The organism is Klebsiella sp. GW_Kp182 (assembly GCF_040062275.1).
Taxonomy (GTDB): Bacteria; Pseudomonadota; Gammaproteobacteria; order Enterobacterales; family Enterobacteriaceae; genus Klebsiella; species Klebsiella michiganensis.
The window spans coordinates 1-17,742 of the sequence record NZ_JBEAFQ010000074.1 but is presented as its reverse complement, the minus strand read 5'-3'; the positions used below and the strand labels follow the sequence as shown (position 1 = coordinate 17,742).

The 17,742-nt window shown below is 58.1% G+C and carries 14 protein-coding genes and 1 pseudogene; 5 read left to right on the top strand and 10 right to left on the bottom strand.

Going from position 1 to position 17,742, the window contains the following annotated elements:
• Window positions 1-38 precede the first annotated feature (38 nt).
• From pta to maeB, 6 genes are all read right to left on the bottom strand, one after another.
• A complete protein-coding gene (gene pta / locus ABLU88_RS27215; protein ID WP_032750862.1) occupies window positions 39-1,055 on the bottom strand; it encodes a phosphate acetyltransferase in 1,017 nt (338 codons plus the stop codon).
• Entirely contained in the window at window positions 1,052-1,855 is an 804-nt protein-coding gene (gene eutT / locus ABLU88_RS27210; protein ID WP_014839175.1) for an ethanolamine utilization cob(I)yrinic acid a,c-diamide adenosyltransferase EutT, read from the bottom strand. Before eutT ends, pta begins: the two co-directional genes overlap by 4 nt.
• A complete protein-coding gene (gene eutQ / locus ABLU88_RS27205) occupies window positions 1,852-2,544 on the bottom strand; it encodes an ethanolamine utilization acetate kinase EutQ (protein ID WP_014230335.1) in 693 nt (230 codons plus the stop codon). The genes eutT and eutQ overlap by 4 nt, the downstream gene beginning before the upstream one ends.
• Entirely contained in the window at window positions 2,522-3,001 is a 480-nt protein-coding gene (gene eutP, locus ABLU88_RS27200) for an ethanolamine utilization acetate kinase EutP (RefSeq protein WP_009654912.1), read from the bottom strand. Before eutP ends, eutQ begins: the two co-directional genes overlap by 23 nt.
• Before the next feature lie 12 nt (window positions 3,002-3,013).
• The gene (gene eutS / locus ABLU88_RS27195; protein WP_004123425.1) at window positions 3,014-3,349 is read right to left on the bottom strand and encodes an ethanolamine utilization microcompartment protein EutS; all 336 of its coding nucleotides are present in this window, start codon (window positions 3,347-3,349) and stop codon (window positions 3,014-3,016) included.
• Between the two features lie 159 nt (window positions 3,350-3,508).
• Entirely contained in the window at window positions 3,509-5,788 is a 2,280-nt protein-coding gene (maeB, locus tag ABLU88_RS27190; protein WP_004853066.1) for an NADP-dependent oxaloacetate-decarboxylating malate dehydrogenase, read from the bottom strand.
• 289 nt (window positions 5,789-6,077) lie between these two features.
• Here maeB and tkt point away from each other — a divergent pair, with 289 nt between their 5' ends.
• Window positions 6,078-8,072, top strand: coding sequence for a transketolase (gene tkt, locus ABLU88_RS27185; protein ID WP_042945780.1), 1,995 nt, complete (start codon window positions 6,078-6,080; stop codon window positions 8,070-8,072).
• Here the strand turns inward: tkt and ABLU88_RS27180 are convergent.
• The 3 genes and pseudogenes from ABLU88_RS27180 to aegA form a co-directional block, all read right to left on the bottom strand.
• Window positions 8,041-9,108 carry a DUF1176 domain-containing protein gene (locus ABLU88_RS27180; RefSeq protein ID WP_032693170.1) on the bottom strand — a complete coding sequence of 356 codons (1,068 nt, stop codon included), beginning with the start codon at window positions 9,106-9,108 and terminating at the stop codon, window positions 8,041-8,043. The genes tkt and ABLU88_RS27180 overlap by 32 nt on opposite strands.
• A 65-nt stretch (window positions 9,109-9,173) precedes the next feature.
• Window positions 9,174-9,771, bottom strand: a pseudogene (nudK, locus tag ABLU88_RS27175) (GDP-mannose pyrophosphatase NudK).
• Window positions 9,772-9,829: 58 nt separating this feature from the next.
• Complete coding sequence (aegA, locus tag ABLU88_RS27170; RefSeq protein WP_348838669.1) at window positions 9,830-11,794, bottom strand: formate-dependent uric acid utilization protein AegA; 1,965 nt, start codon at window positions 11,792-11,794, stop codon at window positions 9,830-9,832.
• A 381-nt stretch (window positions 11,795-12,175) separates the two neighbouring features.
• Here aegA and acrD point away from each other — a divergent pair, with 381 nt between their 5' ends.
• Complete coding sequence (gene acrD, locus ABLU88_RS27165) at window positions 12,176-15,289, top strand: multidrug efflux RND transporter permease AcrD (protein ID WP_004853071.1); 3,114 nt, start codon at window positions 12,176-12,178, stop codon at window positions 15,287-15,289.
• Window positions 15,290-15,426: 137 nt separating this feature from the next.
• Here the strand turns inward: acrD and ypfM are convergent, their stop codons facing one another.
• The gene (ypfM, locus tag ABLU88_RS27160; RefSeq protein WP_100181659.1) at window positions 15,427-15,486 is read right to left on the bottom strand and encodes a protein YpfM; all 60 of its coding nucleotides are present in this window, start codon (window positions 15,484-15,486) and stop codon (window positions 15,427-15,429) included.
• A 386-nt stretch (window positions 15,487-15,872) separates the two neighbouring features.
• Between ypfM and ABLU88_RS27155 the strand changes: the two genes are divergently transcribed.
• The 3 genes from ABLU88_RS27155 to ABLU88_RS27145 are packed head-to-tail and all read left to right on the top strand — an operon-like array spanning window position 15,873 to window position 17,588.
• Complete coding sequence (locus ABLU88_RS27155) at window positions 15,873-16,226, top strand: ArsC family reductase (protein WP_004853073.1); 354 nt, start codon at window positions 15,873-15,875, stop codon at window positions 16,224-16,226.
• Between the two features lie 3 nt (window positions 16,227-16,229).
• Window positions 16,230-17,357 (top strand): succinyl-diaminopimelate desuccinylase, encoded by a 1,128-nt coding sequence (dapE, locus tag ABLU88_RS27150; protein WP_004853076.1) that lies wholly within the window; start codon window positions 16,230-16,232, stop codon window positions 17,355-17,357.
• Between the two features lie 27 nt (window positions 17,358-17,384).
• The gene (locus tag ABLU88_RS27145) at window positions 17,385-17,588 is read left to right on the top strand and encodes a YpfN family protein (protein WP_004123464.1); all 204 of its coding nucleotides are present in this window, start codon (window positions 17,385-17,387) and stop codon (window positions 17,586-17,588) included.
• Window positions 17,589-17,742: the final 154 nt, after the last annotated feature.

The following is a 17,742-nucleotide window of genomic DNA, read 5'->3' as shown; positions in this document are numbered from 1 at the left end:
GTTTTCCTCTTACTTAAGGGGGTCCAGAACGGGACCGTTCATTCAACCTGCGTGGGTAAGCGGCACTCGCCGCTTACGTCACTCCGGCGCGGCACGGCTGCCACTAACGCCAGTTCGATAATTTCCTGCACGCTACAGCCTCGGGAGAGGTCGTGGAGCGGTGCGGCCAGCCCCTGAATCAGCGGCCCGACCGCACGATAGCCGCCCAGGCGCTGGGCGATTTTGTAGCCGATGTTGCCGGCTTCCAGCGACGGAAAAACCATCACGTTGGCCCGCCCCTGCAGCGGACTGGCGGGCGCTTTTTGCGCGGCGACCTCCGGCACGAAGGCGGCGTCAAACTGCAGTTCGCCATCCACCATCAGCTGCGGAGCGCGCTGACGTACGATCTCTGTGGCCTGCTGTACGTTGGCGACGTTGGGATGACGGGCGCTGCCGCTGCTGGAAAACGACAGCATCGCCACCCGCGGCTCCTCGCCGGTAATGGCCTGCCATGTCTCCGCGCTGGCGATGGCGATATCCGCCAGCTGCGCCGCCGTCGGCTGCGGCACCACGCTGCAGTCGGCAAATCCCAGCGCCGGTCCGACGTACTGCGGCAGCATCAGAAAGATCGACGACAGCGTTTTGCAGCCAGGCTGAAGGCCAATAATGCGTAATCCGGCGCGCAGCACGTTCGCCGTCGAGGAGAGATTGCCGGCAATACACACGTCGGCCTTCCCGGCGCTGACCATGGCGGCGGCGAACATCAGCGGGTCGTTGAGTTTTTCCTCCGCGTCCGGCGGCGTTTTTTCTCCGGCGCGGGCAAGCCAGCGCCGGGCAAACGCTTCACGCATTTGCCGGTTGCTGTGCGGGTCGACGATCTGCATACCGTCCATCGGCAGGCGGTGGCTGAGGGCGAACTGGCGCAGGGCAAAAGGGCTGGCGATCAAAATCGGCTTTGCCAGCCCCTGCTGCTGGAGGTAGTGCGCCGCTTTGAGGACGCGGATATCCAGCGCGTCCGCAAACACCACCCGGGCGGGCGAACGCAAAGCCAGTTGACGGGCGCGTTGAATAATCATTGCTCCCCTCCCAGACGCTGTTGGATCTGACTGACGGTTAGCGGATGTTTCGCCACGCTTAAAATCATCATCACGTAGACGGTGCTGGAGAGGCGGTTGAGCGCCTGCAGAATGTCCGGACGTAAGACCTCAAAACTGCGGGTAATAAAGACCTGCGCGGCGACCGTTTCCGTTTCGCGTATTTTGCTTCGCAGCAGATTGAGCAGCGCGGCATCGCGGCCGTGGCCGGCTTCCGGCACCAGATGATCGTGGTCGAGATAGCGCAGCGGCTGGTGGGAAAGGCGATGCAGTTCATCCTCGTTCAGCCCGACGATAGACTGCGCCGCCAGCGGTTCACCCACGGCGTCGGCGCGCATAATATTGCCCAGGCGCGAGCGGATATCCGCCAGCCAGGGCTGCCAGGGCTCCGCCAGTTCGATTTGCAGCCATACCGCCAGGGCGATGGTGGCGTCGAGGGCGGCGCGAAAGCCCAGCCGCGGATCGCTTTTGGCGACCATTTTTTCCGCCGTCAGATGGGTCAGGGTGTCCGGTTTTTTGTCTACCGGCTGGCGGCACAGTTCGCAGCAGGCCTGCGGATGCGTACCGCTGCTGGTTAAACCGTGTACCGGCTGCGGCTGCTGCGCGTCGTCATCGACAAACAGGCTGCCCTGCTCGTCGAGAAACTTAATGCGCAGACGGCGGCTTTCCAGCAGCTCCCGGGCCGAAGGCGTCAGACGGGCGTCGGCGGGCAGATGAATTTCTGCCCCTTCGCTGAGCGTATGGTTCGCTCTGAGCCAGGCTTCGGTAATAAAATCTTTCATAGCGATTGCCAGTTCGCAGGCCAGGCGACGTACAGGAAGCGCACGGTCGACGGCGTGCCGAATTCAATGCTGGAGCCTTTCGGGATAAACATCACGTCCCCGGCTTTGGCCACCATGGTTTCGCCTTCATGGCGCACGTGGAGTTCGCCCTCCAGCACCATGTCGACCTCGTCATAGTTCAGCGTCCAGGGGAAGAAGGCGTTTTCCCACTGCATAAACCCGGCGGCCATGCTGCTGCCGTCCTGCTCGGTAACCAAATCCGTTAAGCCGACGCGGTGCGGTTCGGCGCCGTCGAAGCGGCCGAATTTCACGCTGCTGCCGTCAATGACCTTTACGCCGCCTTTACCGGTGACCGCCTTAAAGCTGGGCTGCATCGCGTCCATCCCCAGCGACTGCTTCTCCTTCATCACTTTTTCCATCAGCTGCGCCACCAGGCTTTCGGTAAACTGCCCTTCCGGCAGCTGGGCAATAATGGTTTCGCGAATGCGCTGGCTTTCGGTTTTTTCCTCTGCCGCCGGGACTGCCGGCTCTGGCGCGGATTCATCGCACTCCTGGATGGCGACGCCCAGCAGCTCCGCGACTTCGCGGGCTTCCGGGGTGATGATGCTGGCGCGCAGCACAACCGATATTTCCTCTTCGCCTCGCGCGTGGGCCGCACGAATATCGTTAGCTGTGATAAGTTTCTTCACCTGCCCCTTCCTCCTTTTGGCTGAGCTCACTCAGGTAATTCACCAGATGCTCTACGCTTTGCGGGTCGTGAGCGTTGAGTTCGAAAATCGGCTCCTGAAACCCCATCCCGTACAGCAGTTGCCGCACCGCGGCGACGTCGGCGTCCGGCATATCCGTTTTGCTGATCGCGGCGATATGTCGTTTATTCGCGCCAATATCCAGTAGCCCGGCGGGTAAGCGACTTTCGGTATCATTTGCCGCGTGGACATAAATCAGCGTATCAACATCCTGCAGCGTGGTAATTAATGCGTGGTACCAGCGCGGATGGCTGAAATATTCCCCCGGGGTGTCAATATCGCCTTTCTCGTTAAATTCCACGGCCTGCGTTTTTCTCGCCAGGGAATAATTTCCCTGCAACGCATTAAATAGCGTTGTTTTTCCCGCGCCCACCGTACCGACAAATGCAATACGTTTCATTGCCGCCTCTAATTAGCTTTTGGTTAACTCGCAGAGGGTGTAATTTAATAATCGGCCAAGCCCGCTCACCGTCTGCAGCAGCGCCTCTTCTACCGCGCCGACCGAGCCGTAAATCACCAGCGCTCCGCTAAACCGGTCGAGAAAACCGATATGCACATCGGCGGCCTTCATCGCTAAATCACCGGCGATCATGGCGGTTTCTCCAGGGGTTAAGGTCATAATGCCGATAGCGCCGGATTCGGGAACGCCGATCTTTTTCGCCAGTTCTGCCCCAGGGTGCGCAATCAGATGCGCCAGCGTCACCTGCTTGCCGGGTACAAATTCCTGAATGATGCGTTCTTTATCCATGGCTCACCGCTCCGCTAAAACTTGCGCTTATCGTGACAAGTTTCCGCTGGAGTAAATAACAAAATTCGGCAAGTTGATTTGAAAGGTGAGATAGATCACTTATAAACAGAAATAAAAAAGCGCGGGAGAATTCCCGCGCCTGAAATAATTAAATGAAAATTACAGCGGCTGAGTTTGCGCTTCAACAACCGCCAGCGCGACCATATTCACGATACGCCGTACCGAAGCAATTGGCGTCAGGATATGCACCGGCTTCGCGACGCCCATCAGCACCGGTCCGACGGTGACGCCTTCAGAGCTGGAGACGCGAAGTAAGTTGTAACTAATACGCGCCGCTTCCATATTCGGCATCACCAGAATATTGGCCGAACCTTTCAGCGGGCTGTCCGGCATCCGCTCATTACGAATGCTTTCCACCAGCGCGGCGTCGCCGTGCATTTCGCCATCGATCATCAACTCCGGCGCCTGCGCCTTCACCAGCTCCAGCGCCTGACGCATTTTGCTGGCGGACGGGCAGTCCGAGGAACCAAAGTTCGAGTGCGACAGCAGCGCCACCCGCGGTTCAATCCCGAATCGACGAACGGTTTCTGCCGCCATCAGGGTGATCTCGGCAATTTGCTCCGGCGAGGGATCGTGGTTGACGTAGGTGTCGGCGATAAAGGTGTTGCCGCTCGGCAGCAGCAGCGCGTTCATCGCCCCGGCCGCATGAACCCCTTCGCGGTAGCCAAACAGCGGCTGAATGACGCTGTAGTGCTCGTGATAGTCACCGATGGTGCCGCAGATCATCGCATCGGCTTCGCCGCGCTGCACCATGATCGCGCCAATGACCGTAGTGTTGCTGATCACCGCCCGCTGCGCCTGCTCCTGGGTGATCCCGCGGCGCTTCATCAGGGTGTAATATTCATTCCAGTACTCTTTGAAGCGCGGATCGGATTCGTTATTAACGATCTCAAAATCAACCCCGGCTTTGATCTGCAGTCCCAGCTTCTGGATGCGCATCTCAATGACGCCGGGACGACCGATCAGAATCGGTTTCGCCAGCCCAAGGGAGACCAGCTCCTGAGTCGCGTGCAGTACGCGGGTATCTTCGCCTTCCGCCAGCACCACCCGCTTCGGCTCTTTGCGCGCCTGCGAGAAAATCGGCTTCATAAACAGGTTCGTTTTGTAGACGAACTCGCTGAGCTTCTCGATGTACGCATCAAAATCGGCGATCGGGCGGGTCGCGACGCCGGAGTCCATCGCCGCTTTCGCTACTGCCGGAGCAATCTTGACGATCAGCCGCGGGTCGAACGGCTTCGGAATGATATATTCCGCGCCGAAGCTCAGATCCTGATCGCCGTAGGCGGAGGCCACCACTTCGCTCTGTTCAGCGTGCGCCAGCTCGGCAATCGCGTGCACCGCCGCCAGCTTCATCTCTTCGTTAATCGCCGTTGCGCCGACGTCCAGCGCGCCGCGGAAGATGAACGGGAAGCACAGCACGTTGTTTACCTGGTTCGGATAGTCGGAGCGGCCGGTACAAATAATGGCGTCGGAGCGCACCTCTTTCGCCAGCGGCGGCAGAATCTCCGGCTCCGGATTAGCCAGCGCCAGAATCATCGGCGCGCGGGCCATTTTCTTCACCATCTCCTGAGTCAGCACTTTCGGGCCCGAGCAGCCGAGGAAAATGTCCGCTCCGTCAATCACGTCATCCAGCGTGCGTTTGCCGCTGTCTTCAACCGCATAGGCCGCTTTCGTCTCCGCCATATTCGGCTCGCGGCCCTTATAGATAACGCCTTTCGAGTCGCAGACCACGATGTTGTGTTTCTGCATCCCCAGCGCTACCAGCAGGTTCATACAGGCAATCGCCGCCGCGCCCGCGCCGGAGACCACCATCCGCACGTCGGAGATGTTTTTCTCCACCACCCGCAGACCGTTAAGAATCGCCGCGGTACTGATAATCGCCGTCCCGTGCTGATCGTCATGGAAAACCGGAATATTCATGCGCTCGCGCAGCTTTTGCTCGATGTAGAAGCACTCCGGCGCTTTAATATCTTCAAGGTTGATACCGCCGAAGGTCGGCTCCAGCGCCGCGACGACGTTGATAAATTTGTCCGGGTCCAGTTCATCGACTTCAATATCGAACACATCGATACCAGCGAATTTTTTAAACAGAACGCCTTTGCCTTCCATCACCGGCTTACCGGCCAGAGCGCCGATATTGCCCAGCCCCAGAACGGCCGTGCCGTTGGAGACCACCGCCACAAGGTTGCCGCGCGCGGTATATTTATAGGCTGCCAGCGGATCCTTCTCGATTTCCAGGCAGGGCGCGGCGACACCCGGCGAGTAGGCCAGGGCCAGATCGCGTTGGGTAGCCAGCGGTTTGGTCGGGGAGACCTGGATTTTTCCGGGGACCGGGAATTCGTGGAAATCAAGGGCGCTTTGTTTTAACTGCTCATCCATTTTATCGTTCCTTTCACGTATCGATCGTAGGGGGTGAAACGTTATCGCGTACCTGGTGTTCACCCTAAAGGGCCACCTAGTATCTCGCCTGACGGCTTCGTAAACTTTGAACACCGCCAAACTCTCGCCATAACAAAGTTATATTTGTTATCGATTTATATTGTTTATGTAACTTAGTTTCAGAAGCAATGATAGCCCCGTCTGCTATGCTTTTTAGTTATGCAACTCATCACCCTCTCTATCCTAATCCAATAAAAAATCATGTAACCTATTGTTTCAGGAGCACATTATGTCCCGTAGAGAACTAGCCAACGCCATCCGCGCCCTGAGTATGGATGCAGTCCAGAAAGCCAACTCCGGCCACCCCGGCGCGCCAATGGGTATGGCCGATATCGCCGAGGTGCTATGGAACGATTTCCTCAAGCACAATCCTGAAAACCCGCAATGGTACGATCGCGACCGCTTTATTCTCTCCAACGGCCACGCGTCGATGCTGCTTTACAGCCTGCTGCATCTGACGGGCTATGACCTGCCCATCGAAGAGATAAAAAACTTCCGTCAGCTGCATTCAAAAACCCCGGGCCACCCGGAGATTGGCTATACGCCGGGAGTGGAAACCACCACCGGTCCGCTGGGGCAAGGACTGGCGAATGCCGTGGGCCTGGCTATCGCCGAGCGCACGCTGGCGGCCCAGTTTAATCAGCCAGACCATGAGATCGTCGATCACTTCACCTACGTGTTTATGGGCGATGGCTGCCTGATGGAGGGGATTTCTCACGAAGTGTGCTCTCTGGCGGGGACGTTAGGACTGGGCAAGCTGATCGGCTTCTACGACCACAACGGCATTTCCATTGATGGCGAAACCAAAGGCTGGTTTACCGATGACACGGCAAAACGCTTTGAGGCCTATCACTGGCATGTGGTGCATGAAATTGACGGCCACGACCCCGAAGCCGTGAAGAAAGCGATTCTGGAAGCCCAGAGCGTGAAGGACAAACCCTCGCTGATTATCTGCCGTACGGTGATAGGCTTTGGTTCACCGAATAAAGCCGGGAAAGAAGAGGCCCACGGCGCGGCGCTGGGAGAACAGGAAGTGGCGCTGGCGCGCCAGCAGCTGGGCTGGCATCACCCGGCGTTTGAGATCCCGAAAGAGATCTACCGGGCCTGGGACGCGCGTGAAAAGGGACAAAAGGCGCAGAAAAGCTGGGAGGAGAAGTTTGCCGCCTATCAGCAGGCCCATCCGCAGCTGGCGGCGGAGTTTACGCGGCGCATGAGCGGCGGACTGCCTGAGTCGTGGAATGAAACGACGCGGAAGTATATTGCCGATCTGCAGGCTAACCCGGCGAAAATCGCCACCCGCAAAGCTTCGCAAAATGCCCTCGATGCCTACGGCCCGCATCTGCCGGAACTGCTGGGCGGCTCCGCTGACCTCGCGCCCAGCAACCTGACCATCTGGAAAGGGTCGACTTCGCTGAAAGAGGATCCGGCGGGTAACTATATCCACTACGGCGTACGCGAGTTCGGGATGACGGCCATCGCCAACGGCATCGCGCATCACGGCGGGTTTGTCCCCTATACCGCCACCTTCCTGATGTTCGTCGAATATGCCCGCAACGCGGCGCGTATGGCGGCGCTGATGAAAGCGCGGCAAATCATGGTCTATACCCACGATTCCATCGGTCTCGGCGAAGATGGTCCGACGCACCAGGCGGTAGAACAGCTGGCCAGCCTGCGCCTGACGCCAAACTTCAGCACCTGGCGACCGTGCGATCAGGTGGAGGCCGCGGTGGCGTGGAAGCTGGCGGTCGAACGTCACAGCGGGCCGACGGCGCTGATCCTCTCAAGGCAAAATCTGGCGCAAATGGCGCGCACGCCGGAGCAGGTACAGAATATCGCCCGCGGCGGCTACGTGCTGAAGGACGCTGGCGGCAAGCCGGACCTGATACTGATAGCTACCGGTTCGGAAGTCGAGATCACCGTGCTGGCGGCGGAGAAGCTGCTGGCCAAAGGGGTGAACGTGCGTGTGGTTTCCCTGCCATCGACCGACGTGTTTGATGCCCAGGAGGAAGCCTACCGGGAATCGGTCCTGCCGTCGGACGTCAGCGCCCGCGTCGCGGTTGAGGCCGGCATCGCCGACTACTGGTATAAGTATGTGGGGCTAAAAGGCAAAATCGTCGGCATGACCGGCTACGGTGAATCGGCCCCCGCGGATAAGCTCTTCCCTTACTTCGGCTTTACCGTTGAGCATATCGTTACCGTAGGGGACGAGGTACTGAACGGGTAACCCAGAGCGTGGGCCAGGCGTCTGGCCCCTGCCAGTTATCGCACTGCGGCTGCCGCGCGTAGCGTACCAGGCTAAACCGCTGGCCGTCATAGCGCCAGCGCGTTTGCGTCCCGCAGTCGCCGGGCGCGCGCCCTTTATCCAGCGTCACCAGTTCCTGGCGTCGATCGTCGTAGCGGGCGTTTACCAGTTCGACATCGCGCGGCCCGTCGCCGGGGGGCTGGAAAGGCAGAGTGAGCCGTACCGGATGAGCAATATACGGCCGCTGGCGCGACACCAGCCAGGCCAGCCAAATGGTGTTGTAGGCGCCCGCTTCGCAGCTGGTCATCAGCAGCACCCTATCGTCGGTCAGCGCGGCAACCCGCACCTCGCGGCGAAACGGATCCAGCGAACAGGCGCTGCTGTTCATGCGCTCGTTGCCATAATCCATGAGATCGTTAAGTTCATCGCGGCTGAGGGGGGACTCCGCCACGTCGATTCTCGCCACCGAGCGCAGCGCCGGGGCGGGCGGAACGCTGAGCGGCGGCTCTTCCCCCTTCCCTACCCACGCGGTTTCGCTCCCCACGCGCTTCTGCCGGCTATCGATAAACAGCAGGGCAGCTTTCAGCCCCTGTAAAGAGATGGCCTGCAGGCCATTTTCGAGGGTTATCGCCTTTGCTGCCTGCACCTGCTGCAGAAAGGCATCAATGGTGACGCTATCGTCGGTTTCAAGCAGTTTGTCGGCGATCTGCCAATGTTTATCGCCCAGAGACAGGGGTTTACCATCGAGGCGAAGGCGCGGCGCAATCGGCGCCAGCGCCGCGACCGGATTGCCCACGCCGCCAAGTTCAATGCGCAGGCTGGCGCTGGTAGCCGCCCCGGCGCTGCGGGTGAGGGTCATGACCAGGCCGTGATGCAGCCCGACGTTGCGGGCCACGCAGAAGTTCTGATTGTTGCAGGTTACCTGCCAGTCATTGAAGAGCTGTTGTGCCGGCGCCGCCCGCACCAGCGACGTCGGCAGTAAACCGAAAAGCAGAAACAAAATAACCCGATGCAACATGAGCGGCACAACCCCGGAGAAAACGCCATACACAGCGGCTATGTTCACCAGCGGCGAGGTTTTACTCAATCGGATTTATCAGAGATCCCCGTTCATCAGCCCGGAGGTTTGCAAATATTGCAGCAGGATCACCGCTTTGCCATCGCGGATCTCCCCGTTCGCCATCATCTCCAGCGCCCGATGATAAGGGAGCTCCAGCACCTCAATATCTTCATCATCAACGCCGCCGCCATCGTTGGCCCGCTGAGTATCGTTATATTCGGCAATAAAGAAATAGATAAGCTCGGTGACGCCGCCGGGCGACATAAACAGTTCAAACAGTTTGCGCACTTCACCCACTTCGAAACCGGTCTCTTCAATGGCTTCTTTGCGCACGCACTCCTCCGGCTCATCGCTGTCCAACAGCCCGGCGCAGGTTTCAATCAGCATCCCGTCTTCGTTGCCGTTTATCCAGGTCGCGATGCGGAACTGGCGAACCAGCACGACGGTCTGCTTATGGCGGTTATACAGCAAGATGGTAGCGCCGTTGCCGCGATCGTAGACTTCGCGTCTATGGCGAACCACGCTGCCGTCGCTGCGCGTCAGTTCATAGGTCATGTTGCGCAAAAGGAACCAGTTTTCGGAGAGGATTTTATCTTTGATAATGTTGATATTGAGTGACATACGAGCCCCACAGCGTGAAATGACGATTCCATACTACGCTGTGAAGCCCGCTTTGTCGTCAGTGAAGCGGAATCGATTTAACCTCGAGGAAGTCCATTATCCCCTGCGCCGCGTGGCGGCCTTCCGCCATGGCGGTCACCACCAGATCGGCGCCACGCACCGCATCGCCGCCGGCAAACACTTTGCGATGGGTGGTCTGGTAGCGGTAGCGGCTTTCCACATTGGCCTTGATTCGACCCCGGCTATCGAGCTTAACGCCCACCGATTCCAGCCACGGCATACCGTGCGGATGGAAACCAAAGGCCATGATCACCGCGTCGGCGGGCATGACAAACTCGCTTCCGGGGATTGGCGACGGGCTGCGGCGCCCCTGAGCGTCCGGCGCGCCCAGCCGGGTACGCAGAAAGCGTACGCCGTTGACGTGTCCCTTCTCGTTCAGCTCCAGGGTGACCGGCTGGACGTTAAATTCAAACTGCGCCCCCTCTTCGCGCGCGTTTTTCACCTCTTTCTTCGAACCAGGCATATTGGCTTCATCGCGACGATAGGCGCAGGTAACCTGCTTCGCGCCGTGGCGCAGCGCGGTACGCACGCAGTCCATCGCCGTATCGCCGCCGCCGAGCACCACGACGTTCAGCCCTTTGGTGTTGACGTAAGGCTCTTCCGGCAGCTCAAGCAGCCCCATCACCTGTTTGGTGTTGGCTATCAGGAACGGCAGCGCGTCATATACGCCGGGCGCGTCTTCATTCGGCAGATCCGCTTTCATCGAGCGATAGGTTCCGGCGCCAATAAATACCGCGTCATAGTCATCAAGCAGCGTCGTCAGCGGGATATCTTTGCCTATCTCGCAGTTCAGCTCAAAGCGCACGCCCATCTGGGTAAAGATTTCCCGCCGCCGGGCAAGCAGAGATTTATCCAGCTTAAAGGCCGGAATACCAAAGGTCAGCAGACCGCCAATTTCCGGGTGACGGTCAAAGACCACCGGACTCACGCCGTTACGCACCAGACGGTCGGCGCAGGCGAGCCCGGCAGGACCCGCGCCGATAATCGCCACCCGCTTGCCGCTTTCAACGACCTGAGAAAGATCCGGCCGCCAGCCGTTGGCCAGCGCCTGGTCGGAGATATAGCGTTCAATGTTGCCGATAGTCACCGAACCGTGCTCATCGCGCAGCGTGCAGGCCCCTTCGCACAGGCGATCCTGCGGGCAGACGCGGCCGGTAATTTCCGGCAGGCAGTTGGTCTGGTGAGAAAGCTCCACGGCGGCGGAAATATCCCCCTCTTTCACGCGTTCAATCCACTGCGGAATGTGGTTATGCAGCGGACAGGTCCATTCACAAATGCTGTGCTCGCCGCACGTCAGGCAGCGCTCCGCCTCGCGGTTGGCCTGCCCAGCGCTGAACGGCAGATAGATTTCGCTAAAATTGGCCTTACGCGCCTCGGCGGATAGCTTGTCGGGCTCGCCGCGCGGCGGCGTCGCGGCCATCTGCGCGACTTTGCCCGCGGAGCAAGGCGCCATCGCCGCGCCGGGGTGGCCAAGACGCGCCGCGCGCTGACGCCGCTGTTTCGCCAGATTCACCAGCGTGCTGTCCGTTGCCAGCACCAGCGCTTCGGCCGGGCAGTTTTGTACGCAGGCGGGCCCCTCTTCGCGACCGCTGCACAAATCGCATTTATGCGCCGTCGCTTTGACCCTCTCCTCCTGTACCGGCGTCAGGACGATTTGCATCACGCCAAACGGGCAGGCAACCATACAGGATTTACAGCCGATGCATTTCTCCTGATTAACCTGGACGCTGTCGTTAAGCTGGCTGATGGCGCCATTGGGACAACTGCGGGCGCACGGCGCCCCTTCACAATGGTGGCAGGTTACGGCGTTACGTTTTTGCTCGTTTTTGATAACCGTAATGCGCGGCAAAAAACGCTGCGGGGTCAAAACATGCTGCTCATCGTTGTGCGCCATGACGCAGGCAACTTCACAAGCCTTGCATCCGATGCACTTATGACTATCGCTTAAAATAAAGTGGTTCATGACATCCTTCAGTCTTCGTGGTGAATAACCCCTCAATTCGCATGCTTATCTATTACCCGACAAAACGGTGCCGGAACAATGTGCATTTGCATAGGTTGCCGATTTTTTGGTAATAACCCGAGGTGGATCAATTTTTTTGACTTAAATGAAATCACGTTTTATTTAGCTAAGTAATAATGCGCTACGTATGCGCCACCGCGGCGGCGCGCCGAAAGGAAGGAGCAGATAGAGGAAGAAAGAGAGTTCTTTACGCTGCCATAAAAGGCACACGATAAATTACACTATCTCCTTATTTTCTCCACGATTGCCTGAGGGCTTGCCGCTAGAGTGTCACAGGCTGTGCAATAACAAAAAAATGTGCAAAATGAGGTCCTAATTCTGATGGCGAATTTTTTTATCGATCGCCCCATTTTTGCGTGGGTACTGGCAATACTTTTATGCCTGACCGGTACGCTCGCAATTTTGTCGCTTCCCGTTGAGCAATATCCCGACCTTGCCCCGCCTAACGTACGGATCACAGCGAACTATCCGGGCGCTTCGGCACAGACGCTGGAAAATACGGTCACCCAGGTTATCGAGCAAAATATGACCGGCCTCGATAACCTGATGTATATGTCATCCCAGAGCAGCGGCACCGGCCAGGCCACCGTGACGCTGAGCTTTACCGCCGGGACCGATCCGGATGAAGCGGTCCAGCAGGTGCAGAACCAGCTACAGTCGGCGATGCGCAAACTGCCGCAGGCCGTCCAAAACCAGGGCGTAACGGTGCGTAAAACCGGGGATACCAATATCCTGACGATCGCCTTCGTCTCTACCGACGGCAGTATGGATAAACAGGATATCGCCGACTACGTCGCCAGTAATATTCAGGACCCGCTCAGCCGGGTCAACGGCGTCGGAGATATTGACGCCTATGGTTCGCAGTATTCGATGCGCATCTGGCTCGATCCGGCCAAACTCAACAGCTTTCAGATGACGGCGAAAGACGTCACTGATGCCATCTCTTCGCAGAACGCGCAGATCGCCGTCGGCCAGTTGGGCGGCACGCCGTCGGTGGATAAACAGGCGCTCAACGCGACGATTAATTCACAATCGCTGTTACAAACGCCGGAACAGTTCCGTGATATTACCCTGCGGGTTAATCAGGACGGTTCGGAAGTCACCCTTGGCGACGTCGCCACCGTCGAGATGGGGGCGGAAAAATACGATTACCTCAGCCGCTACAACCGCCAGGCGGCGTCCGGGCTGGGGGTTAAGCTGGCCTCTGGCGCAAACGAAATGGCGACCGCTGAACGCGTCATCAGCCGTCTGAACGAGCTGTCGCAATATTTCCCGCACGGCCTGGAATATAAAGTCGCTTACGAAACCACCTCATTCGTTAAGGCGTCGATTACCGACGTCGTGAAAACGCTGCTTGAAGCCATCGCGCTGGTCTTTCTCGTGATGTATCTGTTCCTGCAGAACTTCCGCGCCACGCTGATCCCGACCATCGCCGTTCCGGTGGTGCTGATGGGAACCTTTGCCGTCCTTTACGCCTGCGGCTACAGCATCAACACCTTAACCATGTTCGCAGTGGTGCTGGCGATAGGCCTGCTGGTGGACGATGCCATCGTGGTGGTAGAGAACGTCGAGCGTATCATGAGCGAGGAGGGCCTCTCGCCGCGTGAAGCAACGCGAAAATCAATGGGGCAGATTCAGGGCGCGCTGGTCGGTATCGCCATGGTGCTATCGGCGGTATTTGTGCCGATGGCCTTCTTCGGCGGCACCACCGGCGCGATCTACCGCCAATTTTCGATTACCATCGTCTCGGCGATGGTACTGTCGGTGCTGGTGGCGATGATCCTCACCCCGGCGCTGTGCGCCACATTGCTTAAACCCGTTCATAAAGGCGAAACCCACGGGCAGCGGGGCTTTTTTGGCTGGTTTAACCGCACGTTTAACCGTAACGCCAGCCGCTACGAAACCGCGGTCGGCAAAATTCTTCATCGTTCGCTGCGCTGGATAATGATCTACGTCCTGCTGCTGGGCGGGATGGTCTTTCTGTTTCTGCATCTGCCCACGTCATTCCTGCCGCTGGAAGACCGCGGCATGTTTACCACTTCGGTGCAGTTGCCGAGCGGCTCAACCCAACAGCAAACCCTGAAGGTGGTGCAGCAGGCGGAAGACTACTTCCTGAACAATGAGAAGCAAAATGTTGAATCGGTGTTCGCGACCATCGGCTCCGGCCCCGGCGGCAACGGCCAGAACGTGGCGCGTATGTTCGTACGCCTGAAGGACTGGGACGAACGCGATCCCACAACCGGTTCATCTTTTGCCATCATCGAACGCGCAACCAAAGCGTTTAACAAAATTAAAGAAGCGCGCGTCTTTGCCAGCAGTCCGCCGGCCATCAGCGGTCTGGGCAGCTCCGCCGGTTTCGATATGGAGCTGGAGGATCACGCGGGCAACGGACACGAAGCGCTGATGGCCGCCCGCGATACCCTGCTGGAGCTGGCCGGCAAAAATAACCAGCTCACCCGCGTCCGCCACAACGGCCTCGACGATAGTCCGCAGCTTCAGGTGGACATCGATCAGCGTAAAGCGCAGGCGCTGGGCGTCTCTATCGACGATATCAACGACACCCTGCAGACCGCGTGGGGGTCAAGCTACGTCAACGACTTTATGGATCGCGGCCGCGTGAAGAAGGTCTACGTTCAGGCGGCCGCGCCGTATCGCATGCTGCCGGACGATATCAACCTGTGGTACGTGCGCAACAGCAGCGGTACGATGGTGCCCTTCTCCGCCTTCGCGACCTCGCGCTGGGAGACCGGCTCGCCGCGTCTGGAGCGCTACAACGGCTACTCGGCGGTAGAGATCGTCGGTGAAGCCGCGCCGGGCGTCAGTACCGGTACCGCCATGACGATTATGGAAGAGCTGGCCCAGCAGTTGCCGAACGGCTTTGGTCTCGAATGGACGGCGATGTCTTATCAGGAGCGGCTCTCCGGGGCGCAGGCGCCGGCGCTGTACGCCATTTCGCTGCTGGTGGTGTTCCTGTGCCTGGCGGCGCTGTATGAAAGCTGGTCGGTGCCGTTCTCGGTGATGCTGGTGGTGCCGCTGGGGGTTATCGGCGCGCTGCTGGCAACCTGGATGCGCGGCCTGGAAAACGATGTCTATTTCCAGGTGGGCCTGCTGACGGTTATCGGCCTGTCGGCGAAGAACGCCATTCTTATTGTCGAATTTGCCAATGAGCTGAATCAGAAAGGCGAAGATCTGCTTACCGCCACGCTCTCCGCCTGCCGCCAGCGTCTGCGGCCGATCCTGATGACCTCGCTGGCGTTTATCTTCGGCGTACTGCCGATGGCCACCAGCACCGGGGCGGGCTCCGGCAGCCAGCATGCCGTCGGCACCGGGGTGATGGGCGGGATGATTTCCGCCACGGTGCTGGCTATCTTCTTCGTGCCGCTGTTCTTTGTGCTGGTACGCCGCCGCTTCCCGCTCAAGGAACGGCCGCAATAATCGGGACGCGCCCTGACGATATTTTCGCCAGGGCCAAATAACAGAAAAGGCGACCGGACAGGTCGCCTTTTTCATGTGGTCGCTTCAACTGCATTATTATTCTGCCTGTGAAATCGCCATGCTTTTATTGCGGAAAACTATTTACGAAGCATGCCTTCGATAAAGTCTTTCCAGTTCCCCAGTTCGTGTTCAATCATAATAGCCTCTCTTATTATTATGGGTGATTTTATGCAAATTCATTGATGGTTAAAAGCCTGTTTGCGCTATCGTACTGATAACTTTCATTACCCCCTGCGGAACGCTCTCTTTCATTCGTAAGTACTATGAGCCGATTTTGCGCATTTTAATGTGACCAACAGCAACATTTAGCAACATTTGTTCATCAGCCTGAATCACCGGAATCCGCCTCGAGGCCAGGAAACGCCGTCAGGGGGCGTTTAAAAAACAGCCAAAATGTAACAATGAATATATCCCGACGGGAAAAAACGATATTTATTAAAGCATTTCACGTATTATTTATTCAGGGCTTATATATTCGGAACATTCTTAGCCAATCGTTTAATTCAACGGAAAAGGTTTAATCATGCTTACCATGTACGGGATAAAAAACTGCGACACCATAAAAAAGGCTCGCCGCTGGCTGGAGACGCAGCAGATAGAATATCGCTTTCATGATTATCGTGTCGATGGTCTGGATCGCACTTTATTAGATACCTTTATCGCTGAACTCGGCTGGGAAGCCCTGCTTAACACCCGGGGGACGACGTGGCGCAAGCTGGATGAAACGGTCCGCGCCGGTATCAATAACGCCGACGCTGCGGCAAAACTGATGCTGGAAATGCCGGCAATCATTAAACGCCCATTGCTCTGCGCGCCCGGTCAGCCTATGCTGCTGGGTTTCAGTGAATCAAGTTATCAGCAGTTTAACGAGGTGTAGTCTATGTCTTGCCCGGTCATTGAGCTGGCTCAGCAGCTTATTCGCCGCCCTTCCCTCAGCCCCGATGATGCGGGATGCCAGGCGTTAATGATTGAACGTCTGCGTGCGATTGGCTTTACCGTTGAACCGATGGATTTCGGGGATACCCAAAACTTCTGGGCCTGGCGCGGGCGCGGGGAAACGCTGGCGTTTGCCGGCCATACCGATGTCGTCCCGTCGGGGGACGCCGATCGCTGGATTAACCCCCCCTTTGAACCCACCATTCGCGACGGCATGCTGTTTGGCCGCGGCGCCGCGGATATGAAAGGCTCGCTCGCGGCAATGGTCGTCGCCGCCGAACGTTTTGTCGCTCAGTATCCGAATCATAAAGGTCGTCTGGCCTTCCTGATCACTTCTGATGAAGAAGCCAGCGCCAAAAACGGCACCGTTAAGGTTGTTGAAGCGCTGATGGCGCGCAACGAGCGCCTGGATTATTGCCTGGTCGGCGAACCGTCCAGCACCGAAGTCGTCGGCGATGTGGTGAAAAACGGCCGTCGCGGCTCGCTGACCTGCAACCTGACCATTCACGGCGTGCAGGGACACGTGGCCTACCCGCATCTCGCCGATAACCCGGTGCACCGCGCCGCGCCGATGCTGGCGGAGCTGGTGAATATCGAATGGGATAAGGGCAACGAGTTCTTTCCGCCGACCAGTATGCAAATCGCTAACGTGCAGTCCGGCACCGGCAGCAACAACGTAATTCCCGGCGATATGTTCGTCCAGTTCAACTTCCGCTTTAGCACCGAGCTGACCGACGAAATGATTAAAGCGCGCGTCGTGGCGCTGCTGGAGAAGTACGCGCTGCGCTACAGCGTCGACTGGTGGCTCTCAGGCCAGCCGTTCCTGACCAGCCGCGGTAAGCTGGTTGATGCGGTGGTTAACGCCATTGAGCACTATAATGAAATAAAACCGCAGCTGCTGACCAACGGCGGCACGTCCGACGGGCGCTTTATCGCGCGTATGGGCGCGCAGGTGGTTGAACTGGGGCCGGTGAACGCCACCATTCATAAAATAAACGAGTGTGTGAATGCCGCCGACCTCCAGCTGCTGGCGCGGATGTACCAACGCATCATGGAACAGCTGGTCGCCTGACGGCATCAATAGAGAAGAGGTAAGCGCATGGATTGGCTAACGAAATACTGGTGGGTTCTGGTGTTGGTATTTTTGGTGGGCGTGATGATCAACGTGATTAAAGATCTGACCCGCGTTGACCACAAAAAATTTCTCAACAATAAACCGGATCTGCCCCCGCATCGCGACTTCAACGACAAGTGGGACGACGATGACGACTGGCCGAAGAACGACCCGTCGAAGAAGAAGTAACATCTTACTGCGGATTGCCATAAAGCAATCGCCCGGCGAGTTCGACGCGGGTCAAGTAGCCCGGACTGATGCGCAGCATCGCCTCCGGGAAAATATCCTACTCTGCGCTCTTTTCCCGGGGGCGGCGCTTAACGCGCCTTGCCCGGGCTACGGG

Excerpts from the sequence above, each read along its gene's own strand:
- ABLU88_RS27145 (WP_004123464.1), top strand. The coding sequence starts at position 17,385 with ATGGATTGGCTAACGAAATACTGGTGGGTTCTGGTGTTGGTATTTTTG.
- eutS (WP_004123425.1), bottom strand. The coding sequence starts at position 3,349 with ATGGATAAAGAACGCATCATTCAGGAATTTGTACCCGGCAAGCAGGTG.
- eutT (WP_014839175.1), bottom strand. The coding sequence starts at position 1,855 with ATGAAAGATTTTATTACCGAAGCCTGGCTCAGAGCGAACCATACGCTC.
- pta (WP_032750862.1), bottom strand. The coding sequence starts at position 1,055 with ATGATTATTCAACGCGCCCGTCAACTGGCTTTGCGTTCGCCCGCCCGG.
- ABLU88_RS27155 (WP_004853073.1), top strand. The coding sequence starts at position 15,873 with ATGCTTACCATGTACGGGATAAAAAACTGCGACACCATAAAAAAGGCT.
- dapE (WP_004853076.1), top strand. The coding sequence starts at position 16,230 with ATGTCTTGCCCGGTCATTGAGCTGGCTCAGCAGCTTATTCGCCGCCCT.
- maeB (WP_004853066.1), bottom strand. The coding sequence starts at position 5,788 with ATGGATGAGCAGTTAAAACAAAGCGCCCTTGATTTCCACGAATTCCCG.
- acrD (WP_004853071.1), top strand. The coding sequence starts at position 12,176 with ATGGCGAATTTTTTTATCGATCGCCCCATTTTTGCGTGGGTACTGGCA.
- ABLU88_RS27180 (WP_032693170.1), bottom strand. The coding sequence starts at position 9,108 with ATGTTGCATCGGGTTATTTTGTTTCTGCTTTTCGGTTTACTGCCGACG.
- eutP (WP_009654912.1), bottom strand. The coding sequence starts at position 3,001 with ATGAAACGTATTGCATTTGTCGGTACGGTGGGCGCGGGAAAAACAACG.
- tkt (WP_042945780.1), top strand. The coding sequence starts at position 6,078 with ATGTCCCGTAGAGAACTAGCCAACGCCATCCGCGCCCTGAGTATGGAT.
- aegA (WP_348838669.1), bottom strand. The coding sequence starts at position 11,794 with ATGAACCACTTTATTTTAAGCGATAGTCATAAGTGCATCGGATGCAAG.